17 protein-coding genes and 1 pseudogene are annotated in these 25,621 nt (G+C 73.8%); 9 read left to right on the forward strand and 9 right to left on the reverse strand.

The features are described 5' to 3' along the window. Positions 1–285: 285 nt before the first annotated feature. Entirely contained in the window at positions 286–870 is a 585-nt protein-coding gene (locus ACIBTV_RS14610) for a helix-turn-helix domain-containing protein (protein ID WP_396704955.1), read from the reverse strand. Between the two features lie 75 nt (positions 871–945). Here ACIBTV_RS14610 and ACIBTV_RS14615 point away from each other — a divergent pair, with 75 nt between their 5' ends. From ACIBTV_RS14615 to ACIBTV_RS14630, 4 genes are all read left to right on the forward strand, one after another. Then, a complete protein-coding gene (locus ACIBTV_RS14615) occupies positions 946–2,529 on the forward strand; it encodes an FAD-dependent oxidoreductase (RefSeq protein ID WP_396704957.1) in 1,584 nt (527 codons plus the stop codon). A 66-nt stretch (positions 2,530–2,595) separates the two neighbouring features. Beyond that, positions 2,596–4,200, forward strand: coding sequence for an apolipoprotein N-acyltransferase (gene lnt / locus ACIBTV_RS14620; protein ID WP_396704959.1), 1,605 nt, complete (start codon positions 2,596–2,598; stop codon positions 4,198–4,200). Positions 4,201–4,238: 38 nt separating this feature from the next. Next, complete coding sequence (locus ACIBTV_RS14625; protein WP_396704961.1) at positions 4,239–5,042, forward strand: polyprenol monophosphomannose synthase; 804 nt, start codon at positions 4,239–4,241, stop codon at positions 5,040–5,042. Between the two features lie 57 nt (positions 5,043–5,099). Then, positions 5,100–5,615, forward strand: coding sequence for an FxsA family protein (locus tag ACIBTV_RS14630; RefSeq protein WP_396704962.1), 516 nt, complete (start codon positions 5,100–5,102; stop codon positions 5,613–5,615). A gap of 130 nt (positions 5,616–5,745) precedes the next feature. Here the strand turns inward: ACIBTV_RS14630 and ACIBTV_RS14635 are convergent, their stop codons facing one another. Next, a complete protein-coding gene (locus tag ACIBTV_RS14635; protein WP_030327608.1) occupies positions 5,746–6,087 on the reverse strand; it encodes an RNA polymerase-binding protein RbpA in 342 nt (113 codons plus the stop codon). Positions 6,088–6,396: 309 nt separating this feature from the next. On the opposite strand from ACIBTV_RS14635, the pseudogene ACIBTV_RS14640 reads away from it, so the two are divergent. Beyond that, positions 6,397–6,519 (forward strand): annotated as a pseudogene (locus ACIBTV_RS14640) (Tn3 family transposase); the annotation flags it as partial. A gap of 32 nt (positions 6,520–6,551) precedes the next feature. Here ACIBTV_RS14640 and ACIBTV_RS14645 read toward each other — a convergent pair. After that, entirely contained in the window at positions 6,552–7,790 is a 1,239-nt protein-coding gene (locus ACIBTV_RS14645; RefSeq protein ID WP_396704966.1) for a Gfo/Idh/MocA family protein, read from the reverse strand. Positions 7,791–7,821: 31 nt separating this feature from the next. Beyond that, complete coding sequence (locus ACIBTV_RS14650; RefSeq protein WP_396704968.1) at positions 7,822–8,427, reverse strand: TetR/AcrR family transcriptional regulator; 606 nt, start codon at positions 8,425–8,427, stop codon at positions 7,822–7,824. A gap of 165 nt (positions 8,428–8,592) precedes the next feature. On the opposite strand from ACIBTV_RS14650, the gene ACIBTV_RS14655 reads away from it, so the two are divergent. From ACIBTV_RS14655 to ACIBTV_RS14670, 4 genes are all read left to right on the forward strand, one after another. Beyond that, a complete protein-coding gene (locus tag ACIBTV_RS14655) occupies positions 8,593–9,564 on the forward strand; it encodes an aldo/keto reductase (RefSeq protein WP_396704970.1) in 972 nt (323 codons plus the stop codon). A 355-nt stretch (positions 9,565–9,919) separates the two neighbouring features. Then, positions 9,920–11,110, forward strand: a complete 1,191-nt coding sequence (locus ACIBTV_RS14660) for an MFS transporter (RefSeq protein ID WP_396704972.1) — start codon at positions 9,920–9,922, stop codon at positions 11,108–11,110. A 138-nt stretch (positions 11,111–11,248) separates the two neighbouring features. After that, positions 11,249–12,262, forward strand: a complete 1,014-nt coding sequence (locus ACIBTV_RS14665; RefSeq protein WP_396704974.1) for an alpha/beta fold hydrolase — start codon at positions 11,249–11,251, stop codon at positions 12,260–12,262. 117 nt (positions 12,263–12,379) lie between these two features. Further along, complete coding sequence (locus ACIBTV_RS14670; protein ID WP_396704976.1) at positions 12,380–12,607, forward strand: hypothetical protein; 228 nt, start codon at positions 12,380–12,382, stop codon at positions 12,605–12,607. A 69-nt stretch (positions 12,608–12,676) separates the two neighbouring features. On the opposite strand, the gene ACIBTV_RS14675 is transcribed toward ACIBTV_RS14670, so the two are convergent. From ACIBTV_RS14675 to ACIBTV_RS14695, 5 genes are all read right to left on the reverse strand, one after another. After that, entirely contained in the window at positions 12,677–13,966 is a 1,290-nt protein-coding gene (locus ACIBTV_RS14675) for a phosphotransferase (protein WP_396704978.1), read from the reverse strand. Then, entirely contained in the window at positions 13,963–19,629 is a 5,667-nt protein-coding gene (locus ACIBTV_RS14680; protein WP_396704980.1) for an amino acid adenylation domain-containing protein, read from the reverse strand. The genes ACIBTV_RS14675 and ACIBTV_RS14680 overlap by 4 nt, the downstream gene beginning before the upstream one ends. 8 nt (positions 19,630–19,637) lie before the next feature. After that, a complete protein-coding gene (locus ACIBTV_RS14685; RefSeq protein ID WP_396704982.1) occupies positions 19,638–22,796 on the reverse strand; it encodes an amino acid adenylation domain-containing protein in 3,159 nt (1,052 codons plus the stop codon). A 157-nt stretch (positions 22,797–22,953) separates the two neighbouring features. Beyond that, complete coding sequence (locus ACIBTV_RS14690) at positions 22,954–24,132, reverse strand: hypothetical protein (protein WP_396704983.1); 1,179 nt, start codon at positions 24,130–24,132, stop codon at positions 22,954–22,956. Positions 24,133–24,207: 75 nt separating this feature from the next. Further along, a complete protein-coding gene (locus ACIBTV_RS14695; protein ID WP_396704985.1) occupies positions 24,208–25,551 on the reverse strand; it encodes an MFS transporter in 1,344 nt (447 codons plus the stop codon). Between the last annotated feature and the right edge of the window lie 70 nt (positions 25,552–25,621).

Here is a 25,621-nt window from a genome sequence, read left to right on the forward strand (position 1 = left end):
CGCTTCGTCCCTTCGTCCGCTGGCCGAGCGACATGGTGCAGTTCGTCGCGGCGGCCAGGTCCAGCGGGCGGGGGTCGGCGGGGCGGCGCGAACCGGCCGCGGTTACCGGTGTACGGGCAGGGTGAGGTGCACGGCCAGTAGACAACGGCCAGGCGGGGGCAGCCAGTCCACGTCCGGTCGGTCCGAAGGTCGGCGTGCCGCATTCTCGCCCCACCGGCCGGGGAGGGCCTGGGAGCATCGGGGCGCGGCGTGAGCCGCGCCCCGATTTTCGTTTCCGCCCCCCGGTCAGCCGGCGCTGGGACGGGCCCGCACGTGCAGGCGTTCGCCCTGCGGGCCGAAGAGGGTGAGCACCTCGGTGGTGTCCGGGCCCGGGTTGAGCAGCCGGTGCGGCACCCGGGTGTCGAATTCGGCGACCTCGCCCGGGGTGAGGGTGAGGTCGTGCTCGCCGAGCAGCAGGCGCAGCCGGCCGGAGAGCACGTACAGCCATTCGTAGCCCTCGTGGACCTGCTGTTCGTGGTCGCCGGTGGGGGTGCCCGGCGGCATGATCTGTTTGAACGCCTGCAGGCCGCCGGGGCGGCGGGTCAACGGCAGGATCGTCACGCCGTGGCGGACGATGGGGCGGGGGCGCACCCGCGGGTCGCCGGTGGCGGGCGCGCCGACCAGTTCGTCCAGGGGCACCTGGTGGGCGCGGGCCAGCGGCAGCAGCAGCTCCAGGGTGGGGCGGCGGTTACCGGACTCCAGCCGGGACAGGGTGCTGACCGAGATGCCGGTGGCCTCGGCGAGCTGCGCCAGGGTGGTGCCGCGCTGGGTGCGCAGGGCCCGCAGGCGGGGCCCGACGGCCGCCAGCACCGCCGCCTCCTCGTTTGCCATACCAGCAACATTACTTGTCGTGCCGGGTCGGTCGGGTGCAGCGTGGTCGGCGACGGACACGACGAGGGGATACGGGTGGAACACACATACGACGTGGTGGTCATCGGCGGTGGCGCGGCCGGGCTCGCCGGGGCGCTGACCCTGGCCCGGGCGCGGCGTTCGGTGCTGGTGGTCGACGCCGGGCAGCCGCGCAACGCCCCGGCCGGGCACGTGCACAACTACCTGGGCCGGGAGGGCACCCCGCCCGGTGAGCTGCTGGCCGCGGGGCGGGCGGAGGTCACCGGCTACGGCGGGCACGTGGCATCCGGCCGGGTGGTCGCCGCCGTCCGCGACGGCGACGGGTTCGACGTCACCCTCGACGGTGGGCGTACGGTGCGGGCGCGGCGGCTGCTGGTGGCCACCGGGCTGGTCGATGAGCTGCCCGACGTGCCCGGGGTCGCCGCGCGGTGGGGCCGGGACGTGCTGCACTGCCCGTACTGCCACGGCTTCGAGGCCCGCGACCGGCGCGTCGGGGTGCTGGCCACCGGCCCGTTCGCGGTGCACCAGGCGCAGCTGTGGCGGCAGTGGACCCCCCACGTGGTGCTGCTGCGCCACGACGGGCCCGACCTGAGCGGCGACGACGCCGAGCAGCTCGCCGCGCGGGAGATCCCCGTGGTCGACGGTCCCGTCGCCGAGCTGGTCGTCGCCGACGACACCCTCACCGGTGTGCGGCTGGCCACCGGTGAGGTCGTCGACCTGGACGCGGTGGTGGTGGCCCCCCGGTTCACCGCCCGCACGGACGTGCTCGCCGGACTCGGCCTGGAACCGGTGACGGTGGAGGTCGGTGGACACGTGTTCGGCAGCCAGTTCGCCGCCGACCCCACCGGCGCCACCGCCGTACCGGGCGTGTGGGTGGCCGGCAACGTCGGTGACGCCCGCGCCCAGGTGCTCACCGCCGCCGCGTCCGGCCTGACCGCGGGTGCGGCCGTCAACGCGGACCTGGTGGCGGAGGAGACCCGCGCGGCCGTGGCCGAGCACCGGCGGCGGAAGGCCACCATGTTCACGCGGGACGCGTGGGAGGAACGCTACCGGTCCCGTGCGAGCGTGTGGAGCGGGCGACCCAACCCGCAGCTGGTCGCCGAGGCCACCCCGCTGCCGCCGGGCCGGGCCATGGACGTGGGGTGCGGTGAGGGCGCCGACGCGGTGTGGCTGGCCGAGCGGGGCTGGCGGGTGACCGCCGTGGACATCGCCACCGCCGCCCTGGAACGGGCCGCCGGGCACGCCGCCGCGGCCGGCCGGCAGGTCGCCGCGCGCATCGACTGGACGCACGCCGACCTGCGGGAGTCCCCACCCACCGAGGGCGGCTACGACCTGGTGAGCGCCCAGTTCATGCACCTGCCCGGCGACGAGCGGCGGGCCCTGTTCGCCCGGCTCGCCGACGCGGTGGCCCCCGGCGGCACCCTGCTGATCGTCGGGCACCACCCGCGGGACCTGCGCACCACCGCCCGCCGGATGCACTTCCCGGAGATGATGTACACCGCCGAGGAGGTCGCGGCGCAGCTCGACCTCGCCGGCTGGCAGGTGACGACCGTCGAGGCGCGGCCCCGGGCGGTCACCGACCCGGACGGACGGGACGTGACCGTCCACGACGCGGTGCTCGTCGCCCGCCGCCGACCCTGACCGGCCGTGGGCGGGCCGGGCCCGCGGCCGGGTAGCCTTCACCCCCGTGATCGTGGTGAAGCGCCTGTGACGACCGTCGACCGGGACGAGACGCGGGCCGAGCCGGCCCCGCCGCGCGCGGGGACCGCGCCCGGCCCGCTGCCGCTGCGCGCGGCCGTGCCCGCGGCCGTGCTGGCCGGTGTGGCGCTGCTGCTGGCGTTCCCCCCGTACGGGCTGTGGCCGCTCGCGCCGGTCGGTGTGGCGTTGCTCGCCGCGGCGGCGCACCGGCGGCGGCTGCGCGCCGGCGCCGGCGTGGGCTTCCTCACCGGGGTGGCGTTCTTCGCCCCGCTGCTGGCGTGGACGAACCTGCACACCGGCTACCTGCCGTGGGTGCTGCTGTCGCTGCTGCAGGCCGGCTATCTGGCGCTGCTCGGCGTCGCCACCGCCTGGGTGTCGCCGCTGGTCGACCGGGCGCGGTGGGTGTGGGCGCCGCTGACCGGGCTGCTGTGGGTGGCCCAGGAGGCGCTGCGCGACCGTACGCCCTTCGGTGGCTTCCCGTGGGGTCGGCTGGCGTTCAGCCAGGGCGACTCGCCGCTGCTGCGGCTGGCGGCGGTCGGCGGCGCGCCGCTGGTCACCTTCGCGGTCGCGCTGGCCGGTGGGCTGCTGCTCGCCGCCGGGTGGCGGCGGTGGCACGCCCCGGCGTGGCGGCCGGTGGCCGGGTTGACCGGCGCGGCGGTGCTGCTGTGTGTGGTGGGGCTGGCGGTGCCGATGGGAACCGGCGGCGTCGGCGCGGCGCCGGTGACGGTGGCGATCGTGCAGGGCAACGTGCCGCGCCTCGGCCTGGACTTCAACGCCCAGCGGCAGGCGGTGCTCAACAACCACGTCGACGCCACCCTGGAGTTGGCCGACCGGGTCGCCGCCGGCGCGCAGGCCCGCCCCGACCTGGTGGTGTGGCCGGAGAACTCCAGCGACATCGACCCGCTGCGCAACGCCTCGGCCGGTGAGCGGATCTCCGAGGCCGCCGACGCGATCGGTGCGCCGATCCTCGTCGGCGCGGTGCTGCTGGGTCCCGGCGACGGTCAGGTGCGCAACGCGGGCATCCTGTGGCGGCCGGGGACCGGCCCGGACCTGTCCCAGCTGTACACCAAGCGGCACCCGGTGCCGTTCGCCGAGTACGTGCCGCTGCGTGACCTGGCCCGCATGGTGAGCAAGCAGGTCGACCGGGTGCGGGCGGACTTCGTGCCCGGCAGCACCCCGGGTGTGGTACGCGCCGGCCCGGTCGTGCTCGGCGACGTGATCTGCTTCGAGGTCGCGTACGACGAGGTGGTCCGGGACACGGTCACCGGCGGCGCGCAGCTGCTGGTGGTGCAGACCAACAACGCCACCTTCGACGTGGCCGAGGCCCGCCAGCAGTTGGCCATGGTGCGGCTGCGCGCGGTCGAGCACGGCCGGCCCGCGTTGATGGCCTCGACGGTCGGTGTTTCCGGGTTCGTTGCCCCGGACGGGCGGGTAAGCGACGCCACCGGGTTCAACACCCGCGAGGTGGTGGTGCGGCAGCTGCGTCCGGCCGACGGGCGCACCCTGGCCACCCGCCTCGGGTACTGGCCCGAGGTGGCGCTGACCGGCCTGGCCGTGGCCGCCCTCGCCGGTGCGGCGGTTCTGCGCCGCCGGAGGCAGAGCGGACCCGCGTAGGACCAGCCGGCGCGCCGGTGGGAGCGGAGGGGGACCTCGTGGTCGAGGCGACCGACACGACACGGCGTACGGGAGGGGTCGCCGGCGTCGGCCGGGTGCTGGTGGTGATCCCCACCTACAACGAGGCGGACAACGTCAGCGACATCGTGTCGCGGGTACGCCGGGCGGCGCCCGAGGTGGAGATCCTCGTCGCCGACGACAACAGCCCCGACGGCACCGGTGTGATCGCGGACGCGTTGGCCGGCACGGACCCGCGGGTGCACGTGCTGCACCGGGAGGGCAAGCAGGGGCTGGGCGCGGCGTACCTGGCGGGGTTCGGGTGGGCGCGGGAGCGCGGCTACGACGCCGTGGTGGAGATGGACGCCGACGGGTCGCACGCGCCGGAGGACCTGCCGGCCCTGCTCGACGCCGCCCGGCAGGCCGACGTGGTGATCGGGTCCCGGTGGACCAGCGGCGCGCGGGTGGTGAACTGGCCGCTGCGGCGGCTGGCCCTGTCCCGCTGCGGGAACCTGTACGCGCGGCTGGCCCTGGGCATGCCCGTCTCCGACGCCACCGGCGGCTACCGGGTCTACCGCAGCAGCGCGCTGGACGCGATCGACCTGGCGTCGGTGTGCTCGCAGGGCTACTCGTTCCAGGTGGAGCTGTCCCGGCTGGCCCACCGGGCCGGCATGCGGATCGTCGAGGTGCCGATCACGTTCGCCGAGCGGGAGCGCGGCGACAGCAAGATGAGCCCGCTGATCGTCGCGGAGGCGCTGTGGCGGATCACGACGTGGGCGGTGCAGGACCGGCGGCGGGCGATCCGTCGGGGCCGGCGCGGCGCCCCGGACGGTCAGGACCGGTGACCCGGAGCGTCGCCGTGTCATGCTGGACAAGGCGACACGAACGACCGGTGAGGTGATATGCGCCGAGGATTGAGGTTCGCGCCACTGGCCATGCTCGTGGCGGTGGTGCTGGAGCTGGCGGTGTTCGTCCTGGTGGGGCGGGCCGTCGGGTTCGGTGTGGCGGTGCTGCTGGTGTTCGCGGCGTCGCTGCTGGGGTTGGTGCTGCTGCGGCGGGAGGGGACCCGCGCGTGGCGTGGTTTCCGGGCCGCCGCCCAGTCGGGTCAGCCACCGGGTCGGCAGGTGACCGACGGTCTCGTCGGCCTGTCGGGTGCGCTGCTGTTGGCGGTGCCGGGTCTGGTCAGCGGTGTCGTGGGTCTGCTGCTGCTGGTGCCGCCGGTGCGCCTGCTGGCCCGCCGTGGCGCGCAGCGGGCCGCGGAGCGCCGCGTGTCGTCGATGGTCGCCGGTGACCTGTTCGGGCCCCGCCGGGTGCGGGTGCGCCGGGGTGCGCCGCAACCGACGCCGCGTCCGGAGCCGGAGCAGCCGGTGGTGGTCGACGGTGGTCGGGCGATCGAGGGTGAGATCGTGGACCGCTGAGAGCACCGAGCCGGCCCGAGTTTGTGATCAACTCGGTTTCGGGTGACGTCGCGATCTCCGTGATCTCGAAGTGGATATGACGACGGCGCCCCCGGGGGATTCCCGGGGGCGCCGTCGTCGTTGGTGAGGTTCAGGCCCGGCCGCGGCGGGTGCGGACCTCCTGCAGCCGCTCTTCGAGGATGTCCTCCAGCTCGGCGATGGAGCGACGCTCCAGCAGCATGTCCCAGTGGGTGCGCGGCGGCTTGGCCTTCTTCTGCTCCGGCTCGCTGCCGTCGACCAGCCGGGCGACGCTGCCGTCGAACTTGCATTCCCAGGTCGTCGGGACCTCGGCGTCGACGGCGAACGGCACCTCGAACTGGTGGCCCTTGGCGCACAGGTACTCGCGGGTCTGACGTGGCGCGAGCTCCGTGTTGCGGTCGGATTCGTAGCTGACCGCGCCCAGGCGGCTTCCGCGCAGCATGCGCTCGCCCATGATCGACTTCCCCTCGTTCGTGGTGCTGGTCTTCTGGTGTAACGGCCCCCACCCGCCGGGGCATTCCCGCCCGTGGGCGTGTGGCACCCACGGCCGGGCCTGGACAAGGGTAGCCGCCCACCACGGTAGCGCGGCGACGTCGCCCCGCCCCGGATGGGAACAGTGGAGTGTTTCGGTTGCCACCGGGGATGTTAACCGCCCCGACGAGGCGGAGGTTGCGATGGCCGCCGCCACGGTCTCGCCCGGGTGCCAGCCGGTCAGGCCGGCGGGGTCGGCGGCAGCGGCAACGGCAGCCCCGGCAGTGGAGGCGACGCCCGGACCGGGTTCACCGACCACCTGGTGCACGCCGGCGGGAAGGTCGCCCGGCCGGCGGAGCTCAAGCGCAACCTGACGTACGTGATCATCGCGGAGGCCACCAACATGGGCCTGTCGGAACCGGGTGACGCGCTTCCGGGAAGTCCTTGTCAAAGTTCGTCGAGAGGCACGCGTCGTCCTTCAGCGGCCGATCGGACGATCGCGTCGAGGAGCCGGTGGCGTTTGACGGCGTGGGTGAAGTCTGGGGCGGTCGCGGTGTGGTCGGTGAGGTCGTTCCGGATCGCCGCGTAGGTGTGCGCGAGGTTGTGGACGGGTGTTCCGGCCAGGTGGGGGTAGTCGTCGTGGCCGTCGGGCATGGACAGTTGCCGCAGCGGGGCGCGACCTCGTGCGCCGCGCACCGTCACAGGCCCGAGGTGTGGATATCCGCTGGCGGAGGTGATTTCGAGGGTTCCTTCGGTGCCGTCGACGATGAGGGAAAACCCAGGTCCGGACATCGTTGCGCCGCGGTGATGGGCGGAGAGGATCGCTCCGCCGGGCAGTGTGCCGGAGACGGCGATCTGGTCTTCGGCGGTCATCGGGACCGTTCGTCCGGTGCGGCCGAGCGGAACGATCGGGCGCCGGGTCGCCGTCGAAGCGACCACGTCCTGCAACTCGCCGACGACCATCGACACGACGTCGATGGCATTTCCGAAGGCGATGGTGAGCATCGTGGCGCCGAGCGTGCGATCGAGGGTGTATCGCATCCGCTCGGAGACCGGGCTGCCCCACTCGATCGATGACGCCAGCACCGTCGCGGACAGCACGTCCCCGACGTACCCGTCGGCGACGAGGCGGGCCAGCCAGCGAAGAGCGGGCGACGAACGCCCGTGAAGCCCGATGAAGGTACGCGTGTCGCGGGCGGCGCCTTCCATCTCCTCGGCCTCGGCCAGGTCGACGGCGAAGGGCCATTCGCTGAGCACCGGCACTCCCGCCCGTAGCGCGGGCAACACCAGCTCGCGGTGCCGGGGCACCTTGACCGCGACGACCACGAGGTCGACGTTCTCGTCCTTCACGAGTTGCTCGACCGAGGCGTAGCCCGGCACCCCGAACGCGGCGGCAGCGGCGGCGGCCGACGCGCGGGAACTCGCCACCAGGGCGGTGAGTTCCATGCCGTCGACTGCCGACAACGCGGGTAGGTGGGCCCCGGCCGCCCACCCGCCCGACGCGCTCAGCCCCACGATCCCGACGCCGAGCGGGCGCCTCCCGAGTGATCGCTCGGTCAAGCTCCCACGTTTTCCCATCACGGGTCTTCGCCTTTCGCATGCGTGTGCCCTGCGCCAGTAGAGAGCCCTACGAGCATTTGTGATCTGATCGGTACAGAAATTTGGCGCGGCTTGATGAACGCTCACGAGCGCAGCCGTCAAGCGAGTCGCGGGGTGGTCACGTCGGCCAGGCGAGCAGTGCCGTGTCGACGATCTCGTCGAGCGTGTCGGGCCCGAGGCCATTCGCGGCCTGGACGGCGATGCCGAACCCCGTCGTCATGACATATCGGGCTAGGCGTCCCGGGTCGGCGTCACGCGACAGGTCGCCCTCCTCGACGGCGCGCCGGAAGCGCGCCTCGAGCTGGTCACCCGCATCGATGCGCCAGCCGACCAGCACATCGTGGGCCGGCCGGCCCTGCTCACTCAGCGCCAGCGCACCCTGAACGGACAGGCATCCCGTGGGGCGGCCGGGCGACGTCGTCGTCCGGACGGCTCCCCGGAGGAACGCCTCGGCTACCGCCCGCGCGGTGGGCTCCCGCAGGGCGCGCGTCACGTAGGAGGCCGGCCCTTCGGCGTAGCGCTGCACAGCCTTGCGGAACAGCTGCTCCTTGTTGCCGAAGGCGGCGTACATGCTCGACTTGGTGATCCCCATCGCGCCGGTCAGGTCCGTGAGGCTGGTGCCGTCGTAACCCCGAGCCCAGAACACCTGCATGGCGCGCTCCAGCGCCTCGTCGATGTCGAACTCCCGGGGGCGGCCGAACGCGGTGCTCTGGGATCCACTCATGACGGCATCCACCTCGATTCGTGTCGGCAGGGTCGGCGAGCCGCCATGGCCAACCGTTTCTCTCCTCGCAGCCGACTTTACTCCTAGTCGGTCCAGATGTGCTAGCGTTCTGGACCGAACGGAACAGAAAGCGCTCGACCTCACCACAGGAAGAGGATCACCACGATGAGAATCACCTCGCTCGGCGGGCTGGAAACCTCCCGCATCGGTCTGGGTGCCATGGGTATGTCGGCCTTCTACACCGGCGCCGGCCAGCGCGACGACCAGTCGATCCGCACCATCCAGCGGGCCCTGGACCTCGGCGTCAATCACATCGACACCGCCGAGGCGTACGGCCCCTACATCAACGAGGAACTGGTCGGCCGCGCCATCAAGGGCCGCCGGGACGAGGTGGTGCTGGCGACCAAGTTCGGCCTCGTCTCGCACACCGGCCGCCCTGGCGCGGACAGCACCCCGGCCAACGTCCGGCTCGCGGTGGAGGGATCACTGCGCCGCCTCGGCACCGATCACCTGGACCTCTACTACCAGCATCGGGGCGACCCGGACACGCCGATCGAGGAGACTGTCGGGGCGCTGACGGAGCTGGTGACCGAGGGCAAGATCTGCCACATCGGACTGTCGGAGGCCGGGCCCGCGACGATCCGGCGGGCGCATGCGGTTCATCCGATCGCCGCGGTGCAGTCCGAGTACTCGCTGTGGGTCCGCGACCCCGAGGCGGAGGTGCTGCCGGTCCTGCGCGAACTGGGCGTGGGCCTCGTCCCGTACTCCCCGCTGGGCCGCGGGTTCCTCACCGGCGGCATCCGCACGCTGGACGCCCTCGACGCTGACGACTGGCGCCGTACCAACCCACGCTTCGCCGGCGGCAACCTCGAACGCAACATGCGCATCGTCGACGACGTCCGCGCCGTCGCCGCCGAGGCGGGGGTTACACCCGCGCAGATCGCGCTCGCCTGGCTGCTCGCCCAGGGCGACGACATCGCCCCCATCCCCGGCACCACGCGCATCGACCGGCTGGAGGAGAACGCCGCCGCCGACCGCATCAGCCTCACCGACGGCCAGATCGCCCGACTGGACAACCTGACGCCCGCCGCCGGCGACCGCTACGACGAAACCAACATGGCCGCCCTCGGCCACTGAACCGATTCCCACCCGGAGTCGACTCCGCGAGGCGGCGCGCCGGGCGCGTCGTGGCGACTTCACTGCGCGATCTGAGCAGTACCCATCGCCGCTAAGCAGGCGGACCGTCCGTCTTACCGGGCACCACACTCAGGCTGGCTGCGCCTCCTGGCCGGTAAGGATGCCACGCCCGGCTGTTACCAGCCGGGCGTGGGCCCGGTCGCACAAGGCACCCCGATCAGCCACTGGAGGTGCCTTCGCCCTGCCCGAGGTGTCAACCCGTAGCCACGCATCACCCTGCGCGATGGAATCACGGCTTCGGCGGAGAACAACGACGATCGCTCTCCTGAAGCCGCACCGCCTTGGAAGGCAGCACATGACAATCCGCCAGGAGGCATCGGAAGATGCCTCGACCGCCAGCAGCCCGGCGTCCTGGGCCGGCGTCGGCTCTCTCAGCCTCGGAATCTTCGCGTTCATCATTGCCGAGTTCCTGCCCGCAAGCCTGCTCCCGCAGATCTCCGAAGGACTGAACGTGTCCACCGGCGCGGCCGGGCAGGCCGTCAGCGCCACCGCCTTCGCCGCCGCAGCCTCGGCCCTCTTCCTCTCGGTGGTGCTCCCGCGCGCCGACCGGCGATGGGTGATGATGGGCCTCACTCTGCTCGCAGTGGCATCGAGCCTGCTCGTGGCGACGGCTCCCAGCCTGACAACCCTCATGCTTGCTCGTCTGCTGCTCGGCGGGGCACTCGGCGGCTTCTGGGCCATGGCGACCGCGGTCGCCGCGCAACTAGTACACGAGCATCACCTCGGCCGCGCGCTCACAGTCATCAGCTCCGGAGTTGCCCTTGGCACGGTCGCCGCCGTTCCTCTCGGCACCTGGCTCGGCGAGATCTGGGGCTGGCGCGGCGCCTTCATCCTGGGGGCCGGCATCGCCGGAATCGCACTCGTCGCCCAGGCCATGACACTGCCGCACGTGACGCCCCCGGCCGCAGGCGGCCTCCGGGCACTCGGGGGAGTCCTGCGTTCCGGCCTGATTCTCGCAGGACTGCTCGGCATCGTTCTTATCTTCAGCGGGCACTTCAGCGGCTTCACGTTCATCCGCCCCGTCGTCGACGCCATCGCCGGACTGGACCCCGGATCGTTCGCCGGGTTGCTGATCATCTTCGGCATCACCAACTTCCTCGGCACCCTCCTGGCCGGGCCGCTCGCAGACCGGTCACTGCGCACCGGACTGTTCCTCTTCCCCGCCACGCTCGCTGCCGGAATGTGGGTCCTCTACACCATCGGCGGACACCGCCCCGCGCTCGTGCTCGCGATCGCGTTGTGGGGCTTCGGATTCGGCGGTGTCCCTACGACTGTGCTCACCTGGGGAGCACACACCGAACCGACCCGGATCGAGCAGGTCAGCGGCGTCATCGTGTCGGTGTGCAATCTCGCCATCGCCACCGGGGCTGCCGTCGGCGGGGTCATCGTGGACCGGCAGTCGACCACCACCCCCTTGATCGCCGGGGCGACCGCAGTCATCGCCGGCGGCCTCCTGCTCGCCTCGCTGCGCCGATCGAGCAACTAAGCCAGTCCAGGCACATCCCGCTTGGACGACCGCGCGGTAAACCCCGTGCGCCCCCGAGCCGTCCGCTGCACACGATTCCGGTGTGCGGTCGGATCGATAGTGATCGACACAAGGCTGATCACGCACTAGGAGAGAATCATGAGAAAGGGAATGGCCGTCCTTATCGGGACTGTCATCGCCGCCATCACCGGTTTCGCCGTTCTCACCGGGACCGGCCTGGTCTCAGCGAACGCCGGCGTCAACCCGCGGCCGGACTCGGCCGCCGCGCAAGGCGCCACCACCGGGCTGCCCTACCGGCTGCCGGACGGCTTCCAGTCGAAGTACGCGCAGGTGAGCGACTTCCGGATGCATTACCTCCGCGGCGGCAGCGGCTCACCGGTGGTGCTGCTGCACGGCTTCCCGCAGACCTCCGCCGAGTGGGAGCCGCAGCTCAAGGCACTCGCCAAGGACCACACCGTGATCGCGGTCGACCTGCGCGGGACCGGTAGCTCCTCCGTTTCGCAGACGGGCTACGACACGGCACAACTGGCCGACGACGTGCACCAGCTGCTCACCCAGCTCAACCTCCACAAGGGCGTCCAGATCGTCGCGCACGACATCGGCGCCTGGATCGCCTACCCGTACGCCGCCATGTGGCCGGCCGAGGTCAGCCGGATGGTGGTGATGGAGGGGCCGATCCCCGACCGTTCCCTCTACACGTTCCCGGCCTTCCCCGCGGAGGGGGAACTGTCGACGTGGCACCTCGGGTTCTTCCAGGAGAACTGGGCCCAGGACCTGGTCCGTGGACACGAGCGCGACCTGGTCAAAGACTTCATCGAGCAGTACCTGGCGGTGGACGGGGCCTTCGACGAGCGCGACTACGAATATTACGCCCGATACCTGCGCGAGCCTGGCCGGTTCAAGGCGTGGATGGACATGTACCAATCCCTTCACACGGACATCGCCCAGAACGAGAAGTTCCGCAAGGCGGGGCTGCTTCAGATGCCCATCCTGGCCGTCGGCGGCGAAGAGGCCCTCAGCAGCGCCGTGGGAACGCAGTGGAAGGACTACGCCGCCAACGTCGAGACTCAGGTGATGGCGGAAACCGGCCACTGGCTCACCGAGGAGCGACCGCAGGAGCTCACCACGATGCTCCTCAAGTTCCTACGCTGACGATCGGAAACACTGACAGTAACCCTTGACCACCAGGGCGTGCGCGGATTCTGGAACCGCACGCCCTGGTGCTGTCGCAGCTCTTGGGCGAGGGCACCTGTGCCTTTCTGTGATGTCGTGATCCCGCTGCCGACCGCCCGGCGCCCGGTGGCGCTCGTGGTCGCGGTCGACGCGTTCCTCGACCGGTTCCGTGACGACCCCGGTACCCGCGCCACCCACACCGAGACCCTACGGCGGCGTGAGACCGCCGGGGACCAACTGCCGGTCGCGGCGCTCACCCCGGAGATCGAGACCTGCGCCCGCGCCGAGGAGATCCCCCACCCCAGCATCATCGCCGGGCCGTAACCGGCCGGGAACCCCCGCCGCTCGGCGGTTCCGGCCCGTGGACCGGCCCGGCCGGTGGCCGGGACCGGCTCAGGCGTCGCCCCAGCCGGTGAGGTGCTCGTCGCGGCCGGCCACCGCGTCGAGGACCCGGCGGGCCCACACCCCCGCCATCGGCAGGTAGTCGAACTCGTAGCCGGCGCCCGTCGCGTCGATCAGGTCGGCGAACTTCACCAGCTCCGCCAGCGCCGCGACCGGCTTCGCGACCCGCCACGCCTCCCGCAACTCCGCCGGGGCCGCGACCTGCCGCCACCCGTCGAGGTACGCGTCGACGTGCCGGCGCGCCTGCGCCTCGGACACCGCGTGCAGCCACCCGCCGAGATCCAGCAGCGGGTGCGACACCCGGGCGAAACTCCAGTCGAACAGCAGCGGCCCGTCCGGGCGGTCCGCCACGTTGCCCGGGTGCAGGTCGCCGTGCACCAGGGTCAACGGCAGGTCGAACTCGTCCAGCTCGGCGCAGCGGTCCTGCAACCACATCGCCACCCCGGTCAGGTTCGCCCCGCCGCGGGCACCCCACAGCTCGGCGCGGCGGGTCACCGCCGGCGCCCGGGCGGCCAGGTCGTCCAGGGTGAGCCGGGGGACACCCGCCGCGCGCAGCGGATCCGTCCGGTCGACCGTGGCGGTCTGCATCCGGGCCAACATCCGCAGCGCGGCCCCGCCGTCGCGGGCGGGGGGTTGGGCGCCGAAGTCGGCGCTGAGCCACCAGCCGCGCCGGGGCGAGTCGGCCAGCACCTCGGGCACCGCCCGCGGCCACGACCGGGCCAGCTCGGCGATCACCCGGGGCTCGTCGGCGAGGACCGGCAGGGACGCCTTGAGGAACACCGCGCCGTCCGTGGTGGGTGCCCGCAGCACCGTCGACGTGGTCCAGTGCCGGATCTGCGCCACCGGCCCGGTGCGCCCCGCGCCCCGCTCCGCGAGGGTCTCGTCCAGCCAGGCGCACGCCGCGGCGAACCAGCCCGGCCGGTACCAGTCCGGGCCGCCGGCCGGCTCCGGCCGGTGCCGCCACGCCCGCACCGGGCCGGCGCCGAACGCGGCGACGTCGTGCCAGGCGTACCCGCCCGCCGGGTGCCCGTCGACCGGCTCGGCCGTGAACAGGGTGCTGTCCAGCGGGGCGAGCAGCGCCACCCGCAGACCGGTCTCGGTGGCCACCGCGGCGGGCAGCTGGCTGCTCGGCGGCGGCCACGGCTCGGTCAACCGCAGCCGGGGCAGGGCCACCGCGCCGTCACCGCGGCGGCCCAGCACCCGCCCACCGTCAACGATGATCACGTCGATGTCCAGCGGGCCGCCGGCCGCCGCCGCGCCGGGCGCGTCGACGGCGGTCACGCCGCCCGCCCCGCCGAGGCGCGGGGCCGCGACGGCACCACCGACTCCGACCCGTCGGGCGCCCGACGGTGCCGCAGCGACTCCACACCCACCAGGTCGTCGGCGATCGCGTCCGGCGCCTCGGTGTCGAACCGGGCGACCGCCCGGATCCGCGAGGCCACCGCCACCAGCACCGCGATGATCAGGCCGCAGAGCAGGAAGACGAACGCGATGCCGCGTCCCTCCCCGACCCCGACCAGCCGGCCGGCGGTGCCGGCGAGCCGCCCGCCGGGCATCAACATCGGCTCGAACAGGGCGGTCGCGGACGGCGCGATCACCGCGAAGCCCAGCGGCAACGTCGACCACGAGATCATCTGGTTCAGGGCGGCGGCCCGGCCGTGGTAACGCTGAGGGATCTTCACCTGGACGATGGCCCGGTAGATGCCGGTGGTCAGGGTCAACCCGGCGGTGAGCCCGAAGGCGCCCACGGCGATCAGCAGCGGGTCGGGGCGTACCGAGATCAGCACGCACGCCACCCCCATGGCCAGGACCGACAGCAGCACCCCGCGCATCGGCCGGCGCGCGGGGCCGCCCCACAGGGCGACCGCCAGACCGGCCACCGTCGCCCCGATGCCGGAGACGAACGACACCTGCGCGGCGTCGGCCAGCCCACCGAACGACAGCACCAACGGGCTCATCAGGATCAGCGGTGGTGCCAGGAAGATGTTCAGCACCAGGAAGAACAGCAGCATCGCCCGGAAGTGGCGGTGGCCCCACGAGTAGCGGAAACCGTTGGCGATCTCCGCCGCCAGGGACTCCCGGCGGTGCCAACCCATCCGGGCCGGCCAGCGGATCAACACGGTGACCACGACCGCGACCCCGTAGCTGACGATGTCGATGACCAGGATGCCGTCCAGGCCGATGGTGGCCAGCAGACCGGCGGCGAACAGCGGCACGAACAGCGTCCCCGCGCCGTTGACCATCTCGACGACGCCGATCGCGTGCCGCAGGTAGCGCTTGGGCACCAGCTGCGGCACCGAAGCCACGTACGCGAGACGTTGGAAGGCCGTGGCGAGCGACAGGGCGACCATGAGGCCGTAGATGTGCCCGATCTGCAGGGTGTCGGTCCACAGCAGCACACCGAGCGCGATCTGGGTGACCCACGCGGCGACGTCGCCGGCGATCAGCACCGTCTTGCGGTGTGACCGGTCGACGACCGCGCCGGCCAGCGGGGCGACCAGCAGGCCGGGCACCAGCGCCAACGTGACGAACAGCGCCAACTGCATCACCGACCCGGTGGTCAGGTAGATCCAGATGGGGATCGCCCACTGGGTGAACGCCGAACCGATCAGCGACACCAGCTGCCCGGCGGCCACGCCGAGGAACCGGGGCATGCTCGGCTCGGCGGGCCGCCGACGCGGCCCCGCCGCGCCGGCGGCGGGGCGGTCCCCGCCCACGGGCGGCTCTTCGCCGCCGCCGTCGCCCACGGGTGGTTCGGCGTCGCCGCGCCGGTGCACGCCGTGCAGCCACCAGTCGCTGTCCGGCCCGCGCACGGCCCGGGTCAGCGTCGCCGTGTCGCCGTCAGCCAGGGCCACGTGCGTACGCGTGACGATCTCGGCGACCTCGGTGGCCCGGTAGCGGTTGAAGTAGTGCCCGCCCTCGTCGAGGACGACCAGCGCGCACGTGTCGGAGAGGAAGTCCCACTCCCGGAACCGTTCCTCGTAGTAGTCGGTCGCCGGGTCCTGCTCACCGATGACGGAGATGACCGGGGCGTCGATCCGGTCGACCCGCCCGTCGAGCAGGCCGCTGTAGTAGTCCTCCGCGCTGCGCGTGTCGTGGCGCATGTTCCGGATGACCCGGTTCACCTCGTCGAGGCCCAGCTCCTCGATGTCGACGCCGCGCCCCACCAGCCGGGTGATGAACGTGCGGTTGCTGCGGAAGCGCTCCAGCTCGGCCAGCCGGGACAGCCGCGACAGCAGGCCTCGGGGCCGGGCGAACGGGAAGATGCCACCGACGTACACCGCCTCGACCGGCCGCCCGGCCACCTGGAGCCGGCGGGCCACCTCGACCACGACGGCGCTGCCGATGCCGCAGTGGCCGTAGAGCACCAGCGGCCCGGTGACGTCGCGCAGGATCTCGGTGACCGCCGCGTCGACCAGATCGCCGAAGGGCAGGGTGTCCTCCGCGCCGCCGGCCTCCTGGTTGTGGATCGCCGCCGAGAAGAGCCGGTGCCCGGGAGGCATCGCGTCCGCCAGCGCCTGGTACACGGCGGCGCTGCCGCCGCCGTAGGGCACGCAGACCAGGGAGCGCACGTGCTCGTCGTCGCGGACCGGGCGGGTCAACTCGTGCAGCAGCCGGGCCGGCTGGTCGTCCGGCGTCGGGTCGTCGAGCAGCCGGGCCAGTTCCCGGACCGTACGGCAGCGGAACAGGTCCATCAGGGACAGCGTGGCGGTGGATCCGGCCTCCGTCAGGGCCCGCCGGATCCGAGTGACGGCCTGCGCGGCCAGCAGCGACTGCCCGCCGACGAGGAAGAAGTCGTCGTCGACGCTGAGCTGCTCGACCGGCAGCAGCTGCGTCCACACCTGCGCGATGAGCTGCTCGCTCGCGGTCGCAGGCGCGACGAACTCCTGCTCCACCTGCTGCTGGGCCAGGTCCGGGTCGGGTAGCGCGCGGTGGTCCAGCTTGCCGTTCGGGGTCAGCGGCAGGGCGTCGAGCACCACGAACGCGGCCGGCACCATGTAGTCGGCGAGGCTGCGGGCGACGTGCTCGCGCAACTGGGCGGGGGTGGGCCGGCGGGTGCCGTCGGCCGCCGCCACGTACGCGACCAGCCGCCGGTCGCCGGTGCCGTCGGGCTGCGCGAGCACCGCGCAGGTCCGCACCTCGGGGTGGCGTTGCAGGGCGGCCTCGATCTCGCCCAGCTCGATGCGGTAGCCGCGGATCTTCACCTGCCGGTCGACGCGGCCCAGGTACTCCAGCGTGCCGTCGGCCCGCCAGCGCACCCGGTCGCCGGTGCGGTACATGCGGGCGCCCGGCTCGCCGCTGAACGGCTCCGGCAGGAACCGCTGCGCCGTCAGCCCGGCCCGGTTCAGGTAGCCGCGGGCCAGCCCCTCCCCGGCGACGAACAGCTCACCGGGCACCCCCACCGGGACCGGGTTGAGGTGCCGGTCCAGCACGTACGCGCGGAGGTCGTCGAGGGGCCGACCGATCGGCGAGTCCGCGCCGCGGCGCACGTCGGCGCGGCGGATCCGCTGGGCGGTGACGTGCACCGTCGTCTCGGTGATGCCGTACATGTTGACCAGGGCGGGGCTCTGATCGCCGTAGCGGCTCAGCCAGTGCCGCAGCTCGCGGACGTAAAGGGCATCGCCGCCGAAGACGATGACGCGGACCGACAGGTCGGCGAAGGAGCGGTCGGTCTCGGTGAGCGTGGCGCGCAGCCCCCGGAACGCCGCCGGGGTCTGGTTGAGCACGGTCACCCGCTGCTCGGCCAGCACGTCCAGCAGCCGCTCCTGGTCGCGTACCGCCTCCGGTGGCACGATCACCAGCCGGCCGCCGTACGCCAGCGCGCCCCACATCTCCCAGACGGAGAAGTCGAAGGCGTACGAGTGCAGCAGCGCCCACACGTCTTCGGGGCCGAAGTCGAAGTGCGCCTCGGAGGCGGTGAGCAGCCGCACCACCTGCCGGTGCTCGACCAGCACTCCCTTGGGTTGGCCGGTGGAGCCGGAGGTGTAGATGACGTAGGCCAGGTCGCCGGGGCGGGCGGCCCGCGGCGAGTCGTCCGTGACGGGTTCCGGGTCGTCCTGCGGCGCGTCGAGGTGCACCACCCGACCGTCGTACGTGGGCAGTTCGGCGTCCGACGCCTCGTCGGTGACCAGCACTGGCGCGCCGGTGTCGGAGAGGATGAACTCCAGCCGCTCGCGCGGGTACGCCAGGTTCAGCGGCACGTACGCGCCGCCCGCCTTGAGCACGCCGAGGATCGCGGTCACGGTGCCGAGGCCGGGCCGCAGGTGCAGCGCGACCAGCGTGTCGGGGCCGACGCCGAGGCGGCGCAGCCGGGCCGCGAGGCGCTCGGCCCGGGCGTCCAGCTCGGCGTAGGTGAGCTGTTCGTCGCGGTGCACGAGGGCCACCGCGTCGGGGCGGCGGGCGGCCTGCTCCGCGAAGAGCGCGGGCAGGGTGTGCTCGACCGGGAACCGGCCGGCGCGGGCGCCCCAGCCGTCGAGCACCTGGGCGCGTTCGGCGTCGGTGAGCAGCTCCACCGTGCGCAGCGGCGCGTCGGGGCGGTCGGTCACGGTGCGCAGCAGCGCCACGAACCGCTCACCGAGCCGGGCGACGGTGTCGGCGTCGAACAGGGCGGTGTCGTAGCTGAACTCGCACCACAGCTCGCCGTCGCCGGTCTGCACGACCAGCAGCTCCAGGTCGAACCGGGTGGCCCCCAGGTCCGGGACCTCCCAGTGCACGGCCGGGCCGTCGCCGCCGGCGCTGTGGTCGCGCATCTGGTAGTTCTGCAACGCGAAGGTCACCTGGAACAGCGGCGACCGGCTGACGTCGCGGGCCACGTCGAGCTCCGCCACCAGGTGCTCGAACTGCACCTCCTGGTGGGTGAGGGCGTCCAGCACCTCCTGCCGGGTGCGGGTGAGCAGGTCGTGGAACGACTCGTCCGGGTCGAGCCGGGCGCGCAGCGGCAGCATGTTGACGAACATGCCGACCAGGCCCTCCAATTCGGGCCGGTGCCGCCCGGCCACCGGCGAGCCGACGGCGAAGTCGTGCTGGTCGGCGTGGCCGGCGAGGAACACCTCGTACGCGGCGAGCAGGGTCATGTAGAGGGTGGCGTCGTGGCGGCGGGCCAGCGCGGTGACCGCGTCGGTGAGCGTGGCGTCCACCGCGAACCGGTGGGTCGCGCCGTCGAAGCGTTGCGTCGGCGGCCGGGCTCGGTCGCCGGGCAGCTCCAGCGCGGGCACGTCGGTGAGCTGCCCGGTCCAGTAGGTGAGCCCACGGTCGGCGTCGGGCCGGTGCCGCTGCCAGTGCGCGTAGTCGCCGTAGCCGACGGGCAGCGGCGCCCAGGTGGGGGCGTGTCCGTCCCGGCGGGCCCGGTAGGCGATGAGCAGGTCACCGACGAGGACGTCGATGGACCAGCCGTCGCTGACGATGTGGTGGGTGACCAGGGACAGCAGCCACCGCCGGTCGCCGTGGTCGACCAGCAGGGCCCGCCACAGCGGCCCGTCGGCGAGGTCGAACGGCTCGGCGGCGTGCTCGCCGGCCAGCTCCACAGCCTGCCGGCGGGCCTCGTCGGGGTCGTCGGCGGTGACCGTGCCCCGGGCCAGCGGCACCGGCCCCGGCTCGTCGACCCGCACGGTCGGCGCGCCGTCGTCGCTGGCCGGGAAGCGCATGCGCAGGCTGTCCTGCCGGGCGGCCACGTCGGCGAGCGCGTCGCGCAGCGCGTCGGCGTCCACGTCACCGTCGAGCCACACGGCCACCGGCACGTGGTAGGCGGCGACGCCCGGCGCGAACTGGTCCATGAACCAGAGCCGCTCCTGGGCGTACGACAGGGTCGGCGGGGCGTCCGCGGGCGCCCGGTCGAGGCGGCCGGCGCCGCCGGTGGTGGGTTGGCGCAGCAGCCGCTGCAGCAGGGCCTGCTTGGTGGCGGAGAGAGGTGCCTCCCGGGCCGCCGACTCCGGGGTTGTGGACATGGAACGGCCTACCTTTCCAGTGTGGCGAGGAGCGCGGCGGCCTCGTCCTCGGAGAGCTCGTCGAGGTGGGCGACCAGCAGCCGTTCCACCTCGACGGCCAGCTCGGCGACCGTCGGGTTGGCGAACAGCAGGCGGATCGGGATGTCCAGGTCCAGCAGGCCGCCGATCCGGGCGACGGCCCGGCTGGCCAGCAGGGAGTGCCCGCCGTGGTCGAAGAAGTTGTCGTGCACACCGATGGCGTCGACGCCCAGCACCTCGGCCCACGCCGTCGCGACCAGGTGTTCCGCGCCGGTGCGCGGGGCCGTGAACGACTCGGCGGCGTCGCCGGTGTCGGCCGGCTCGGGCAGCGCCTTGACGTCGAGTTTGCCGCTGGGCATCAACGGCAGGGCGTCGAGGTGCACGAAGGCCGTCGGCACCAGGGGCGACGGAAGCGTGTCCCGCAGCGCCGTGCGCAGGGCCGCCGGGTCGGCGTCGCCGGTGAGGTAGCCGATGAGCCGCTGCCCGCCGCTGCCGTCGGGGCGTACGGCGACGGCGGCCTGCCGCACCCCGGGCTGGGCGCGCAGCGCGGTCTCGATCTCACCGAGCTCCACCCGGACGCCGTTGACCTTCACCTGCCGGTCGAGCCGTTCGAGGAACTCCAGGGTCCCGTCGGATCGCCACCGGCAGCGGTCGCCGGTGCGGTACAGCCGCCCGCCCGGTGCGCCGAACGGGTCGGGCACGAACGCGGCCGCCGTCTCGACGGGACGGTTCAGGTAGCCGCGACCGACCGGCACGCCGCCGATGTGCAGGTGGCCGGGCACGCCGACGGGGAGGGGCTCACCCCGCTCGTCGAGGACGTACAGCTGGGCGCCCTCCATCGGCACGCCGATCGGCACCGGGCCGGGCCGGGCGTCGCCGGGCGACACGGTGTGGGCGGACACCGCGATGGTCGTCTCGGTGGGGCCGTAGGTGTTGTGCAGCGGCACCGCCCGGGCCGTGGCGAGGTCGGCGGCCAGGTCGCCGTCGAGCTGCTCGCCGATGCAGACCACCTGTCGCAGCGTGGCGGTGGCGGCCGCGAAGCCGGGCTGCGTGACCAGGTGTCGCAGCACCGTCGGGACGCTGGAGAGCAGGGTGACCTGTTCGGTCCGGATCGTGTCGAGCACCGCGGCCGGGTCGAGTGCTCCGGCCGGTGGGGCGATCACCAGGGTGGCGCCGGCGACCAGCGCCGGGTAGACCTCCTGGCCGAACACGTCGAAGCTCGGTGAGGCGATGACGAGCAGCCGGTCGGCCGGGGTGATGCCGTGTCGGTGGGCGAACCAGGTGGCGTGGGTGGCGAGCGAGCGGTGCTCGATCATCGCGCCCTTGGGTCGGCCGGTGGAGCCCGAGGTGTGCAGCACGTACGCCAGGGCGGTGGGGTGGACGGTGACCGGCGGGTGGTCGGCGGGGGCCGGGTCGTCGTCGGGGTCGTCGACCCGCACCAGGCGGTACGCCCCGGCGGGCAGGGTCTCCGCGATCGCGGCGGTGGAGACGACCACCTCGGTGGCGGTGTCGGCCATCAGGTCGGCCAGCCGCCGCGCCGGGAACGCGGGTTCCAGCGGCAGGTAGGCCGCGCCGGCCCGGAGCACCGCCAGCATGGCGACCACCACGTCGGTGCCGCGCGGCAACGCCAGGCCGACCAGCCGCTCCGGTCCGGCGCCGAGGGCTCGCAGTCGGGCGGCGAGTCGGCGAGATTGCTCGTCGAGCTGCCGGTAGGTCAGGGACCGGCCGGCGTCGCGGATCGCGACCGCGTCGGGGGTGGCGGCGGCGCGGGCGAGGATCAGGTCGACCACGCCGGTGCCGGGGTCGGGGGCGGGCGGGCCGGCCGCCCAGCCGGCGACGAGCAGGTCCCGTTCGTCGGCGGGCAGCAGCGGCAGCGCCGACACGGGCCGGTGCGCGGCGGCGAGCCCGGCGTGCAGCAGGGTCAGGTAGCGGGCGACGATCCGCTCGGCGGTGGCGGCGTCGAACAGGTCGCTGCGGTACTCCAGGCGGCCCTCGGTGGCGCTGATCTCCAGCAGCAGCTCCTCACGGGCCGATCCGTTGCTGGTGCTCAGCCCCACGTCGCCGAGGTAGTTGAAGCCGAGCTGGTAGAGCGGCTGCACGCCGGGCAGGCGGGGCGGGTTGAGCGCTTCGACGAGGCGGGGCAGCGGCAGCTCCTGGTGTTCCCAGGCGGACAGCATCGTCTCCCGTACCCGGCCGATCAGCTCGCTGAAGCTCGGGTCGCCGCTGACGTCGATCCGCAGGACCAGCGTGTTGACGAACATTCCGATCATCGGCGCCAGTTCGGGCCGGTCGCGTCCGGCCACCGGCATGCCGACGAGGACCGTCGGGTCCCCGCTGAGCCGGTGCAGCAGGGCCGCGTAGCCGGCGAGCAGCACCATCGCGGTGCTGGCCCCCTGTCGGGCGCCCACGTCGGCGAGGGTCTCGCCCAGCGGGGCGGGTACCGCGAAGGTGACCTCCGCCCCGGGGAAGGCCGTCGACGCGGGCCGTGGCCGGTCGGGCAGCAGCCCGTGCACCGGGGGCACGTCGGCGAGCCGTTCCTGCCAGTACGCGAGGTCGGCCGCGGCGGCGGCGCTGCCGGCCTGATCCCGTTGCCACACCGCCCAGTCGGCGTACTGGATGTCGAGGGCGGGCAGCCGGGCCGGGCGGCCGTCCAGCCGAGCCTGGCACAGCTCCTCGATCTCCCGGATGAGGATCGGCGTCGAGCTGCCGTCGAAGATCGTGTGGTGGGCGGTGAACAGCAGCGCCGGACGATCCGGTCGGCGGTGGACGAGCCGGGCCCGCCACAGCGGCGCCTGTTCCAGCGGGAACGCGGTGGCCAGGTCGGCGGCGGTGAGCTCGGCCAGCCGCGCGGCGCGCTCCGTCGCGGCCAGGTCGGACAGGTCCGTCTCGTCGAGGTGGATCGGCAGGTCGGAGAGGACCACCTGGGTGAGGCCGCCCTCGCCCGGGCGCAGCGCGGTGCGCAGCGGCTCGTGCCGCCGGGTCAGCTCGGTCAGCGCGGCGCGCAGCACCTCGGCGTCGGTGCCGGCCGGCAGCAGGACCGGTGTCCGGAGGTTGTAGGCCGAGGCTTGCGCCCCGATCCGGCTGGCCAGCCAGATCCATTCCTGGGCGAAAGAGGCAGCGAAGACATACTCGGTCGGCCTGGCCGGCACGTGCGTCCCCCCATGAACGTGTCGAAGCCGTATCGGTCTGTGCCGATGCTAGGGGAGGGAACCGGGGGACCCCTCCCGAGAATCGCCATCAGTAAATACCTGAATGGACGGTTGATGAACGGAGGGTGACAAGGCATGACGCGCGAGTGCGCGGGGCTCAGGTCGCCGGGAGATCGACACCGCTTGCGGGGCCGGGCGTGGTGCCCGTGCCCAGCCGGGCCAGGGCGGCGGCCAGGTCGCCGACCTGGCCGGCGAGCTGGGCGACCCGCTGCTGGGCCAGGTCGCGGTCGGCTTCCGCGGCGCGCAGCCGTACGGTCAGCTCGGTGAGCCGCTCCTCGACGGCGGCCGTGGCCGCCCGGGCGGTGGACAGTTCACCGGCGAGCGCGTCGTGCCGGGCGAGGGCGCCGGCCAGTTCGGCCTGCAGCCGCCCGGTCTCGGCGAGCGCTTCCTCGCGGGCGGCCGTCGCCTGCCGCGCGGTCTCCTCGGCCCGGTCGCGGGACCGGTCGGCCTGTTCCCGGGCGCGCACCGCGTCGGCGGCGCCGGCGCGGGCGCGGGCGGTGTCGGTGCGGGCCTGCTCGATCTGTCGCCGCACGTCCTCGACCTCGGCGCGCCACCGCTGCGCGCGGTCGGCGGCGTCGGTGGCCGCGCGGGTGGCCCGGTCGGCGTCGGCCCGGGCGGTGTCCCGCTCGGCGGCGAGGTCGGCGACCCGACGCCGCTCGGCGTCGCGTTCGCCGCGCACGGTGTCCAGTTCCCGCCGCGCGACGTCGCGGTCCCGTTCGGCCTGGGTGCGCAGCGCGTCGGCGGCGCTGGCCGCCCGGTGCGCCTCGTCCCGGGCCGCCTCGGCCCGCTGGGCACGCTCGGCGTCGTCGGATGCCTGGCGCTGCGCGCGGTCGGCCGCCTCCCGGGCCTCGTCCCGCTCGGCGAGCGCGGCTCGCGCCTGCTCCCGGGCCTGGGCGGCGGCCGCGGCGGCGTCCTCCGCGGCGCGGCGCGCCTCGTCGCGCTCGGTCTGCGCGGCGGCCACGGCGGTGGCCGCCTCGGCCCGCGCCTCGGCGAGCTGCCGCTCGACCCCGACCGGGGAGAGTTCGGCGTGCAGGGCCTCGGCGAGAGTCTCCACGATCTGGTCGAGCCGGTCCACCGCCTCCCAGGTGCGGGCCACCTGTCCGGGCAGCCCCGGGGCGTTGCGGTGCCGCATTCGGCTGTTGCGGGAGGCGCGCTGGCAGGCGCCGTCGTTGTCGCGGCAGTAGCGGAACGGACGGCCCGCGCCGACGCGCTGCGGCACCGGTCGTCCACAGTGGCCGCAGGGGCGGGTCTCGGCGGGGGTGGGCTGGGCGTCCATCGAAGCGGAAGTCTAGTGGCGCGCGGCCGGGGCGCCCCGTCGCGGGCCGCGCCGGGCAGGCGCCGTACGGCTCGGTCAGCTCGCCGCGCGGGCCGCCGCGTCGAGGGTGTAGCGGCGTTGCAGCAGCAGCGCGGCGAGCATCAGCGCGGCCGGCAGCAGACCGAAGCCGTAGCGGACGGCGGTCAGCGCCGAGCCGGGCTGCACGACCGTCTCGCCGGCCGCGGAGGCGACGAACCCGCCGACGGCCAGGCAGAGCGCGTACAGGTAGGGGCCGAGCGCGGCGCCGGTCGCCTCGGTGGCGGTCCAGACGCCGGTGTAGGTGCCGGCGCCGGCGGCGCCGGCGGCACGGATCACGTCGGGGACCATCGAGAAGGGCAGCAGCTGCATGCCGGCGAACGCGACGCCGAGCACCGCCACCGCGCCGACCAGCACCGGCAGCCCGGCCGGGCGGCCCAGGGCGAGCACCAGCGAGCCGACCGCGAAGGCGCCCTGCGCCACCAGCAGCGCCCGCTGCTTGCCGAGCCGCCGGGCCACCACCAGCCAGGCCGGGGTGACCAGCAGCGCGGGCGCGACGAACGCGCCGACCAGCACGGTCGTCAGGCCGGTGCGGCCCAGCTCGTACTCGGCGTAGTAGGGCACCGCGGCGAGGACCAGGTGGGTGGTGGTGGACATGGCCAGGTAGGCGGCGACGAGCCAGCGGAACTGCCGGTCGCGCAGCGCCGCGACCAGGGCCCGCCATCCGCCGTGCGTCGGCGTCGGGGTGGCCGCGGCCCGGCGTAGTCGGGCGATGCCGGCGACGCCGACCAGCAGGACGACGAGCATCCCCGCGGCGAGCAGGAGACCCATCCGCTGGTAGCCGGTCCGGGTCGCGGCGTCGCCGCCGGCGAGCAGGGGAGCGAGCAGCCCGGACAGGAGGATGCCCAGGGTGAGGACGACCATCCGGAACGCCATCAGCCGGGTGCGTTCGTGGTAGCCGATCCGCAGGTCGGCGGGGGTGGCGAGGTAGGGGACCTGGTAGGCGGCGAAGAGCAGGTTGCCGGCGACGAAGACGACCGCCACCCAGGCGGCGGCGGGCGCGCCGGTCAGCGCGCCGGGCACGGCGAACAGCGCCGCGAAGGCGACCGGCAGGGCGCAGCCGAGCAGCAGCAGCCGCTGCCGGTTGCCGCGGCGGGCCTGCTCGACGTCGCTGCGGTGCCCGACCCACGGGTGCAGCAGTACGTCGGCGATCTTCGGCAGCAGCAGGGCCAGGCCGGCCAGCCACGGCGCGACGGCCAGCATGTCGGTGAGGAAGTAGAGCAGCAGCAGGCCGGGCACGGTCACCCAGACGCCCATGCCGAGCGAGCCGGTGGCGAAGCCGACGAGGGGACCGCGGGGCAGCGTCGTGTCCGTGCTGGTCGGCTGGTGGTCGAGCCCGGTCACGGCGGCCTCCTGTCCGGGCGCGCCCGCCCGCCAATCCAACGGTTGATGGATTCTAGGAGCAGAATGGCCG

Source organism: Micromonospora sp. NPDC049366 (assembly GCF_044466625.1).
Taxonomy (GTDB): domain Bacteria; phylum Actinomycetota; class Actinomycetes; order Mycobacteriales; family Micromonosporaceae; genus Micromonospora.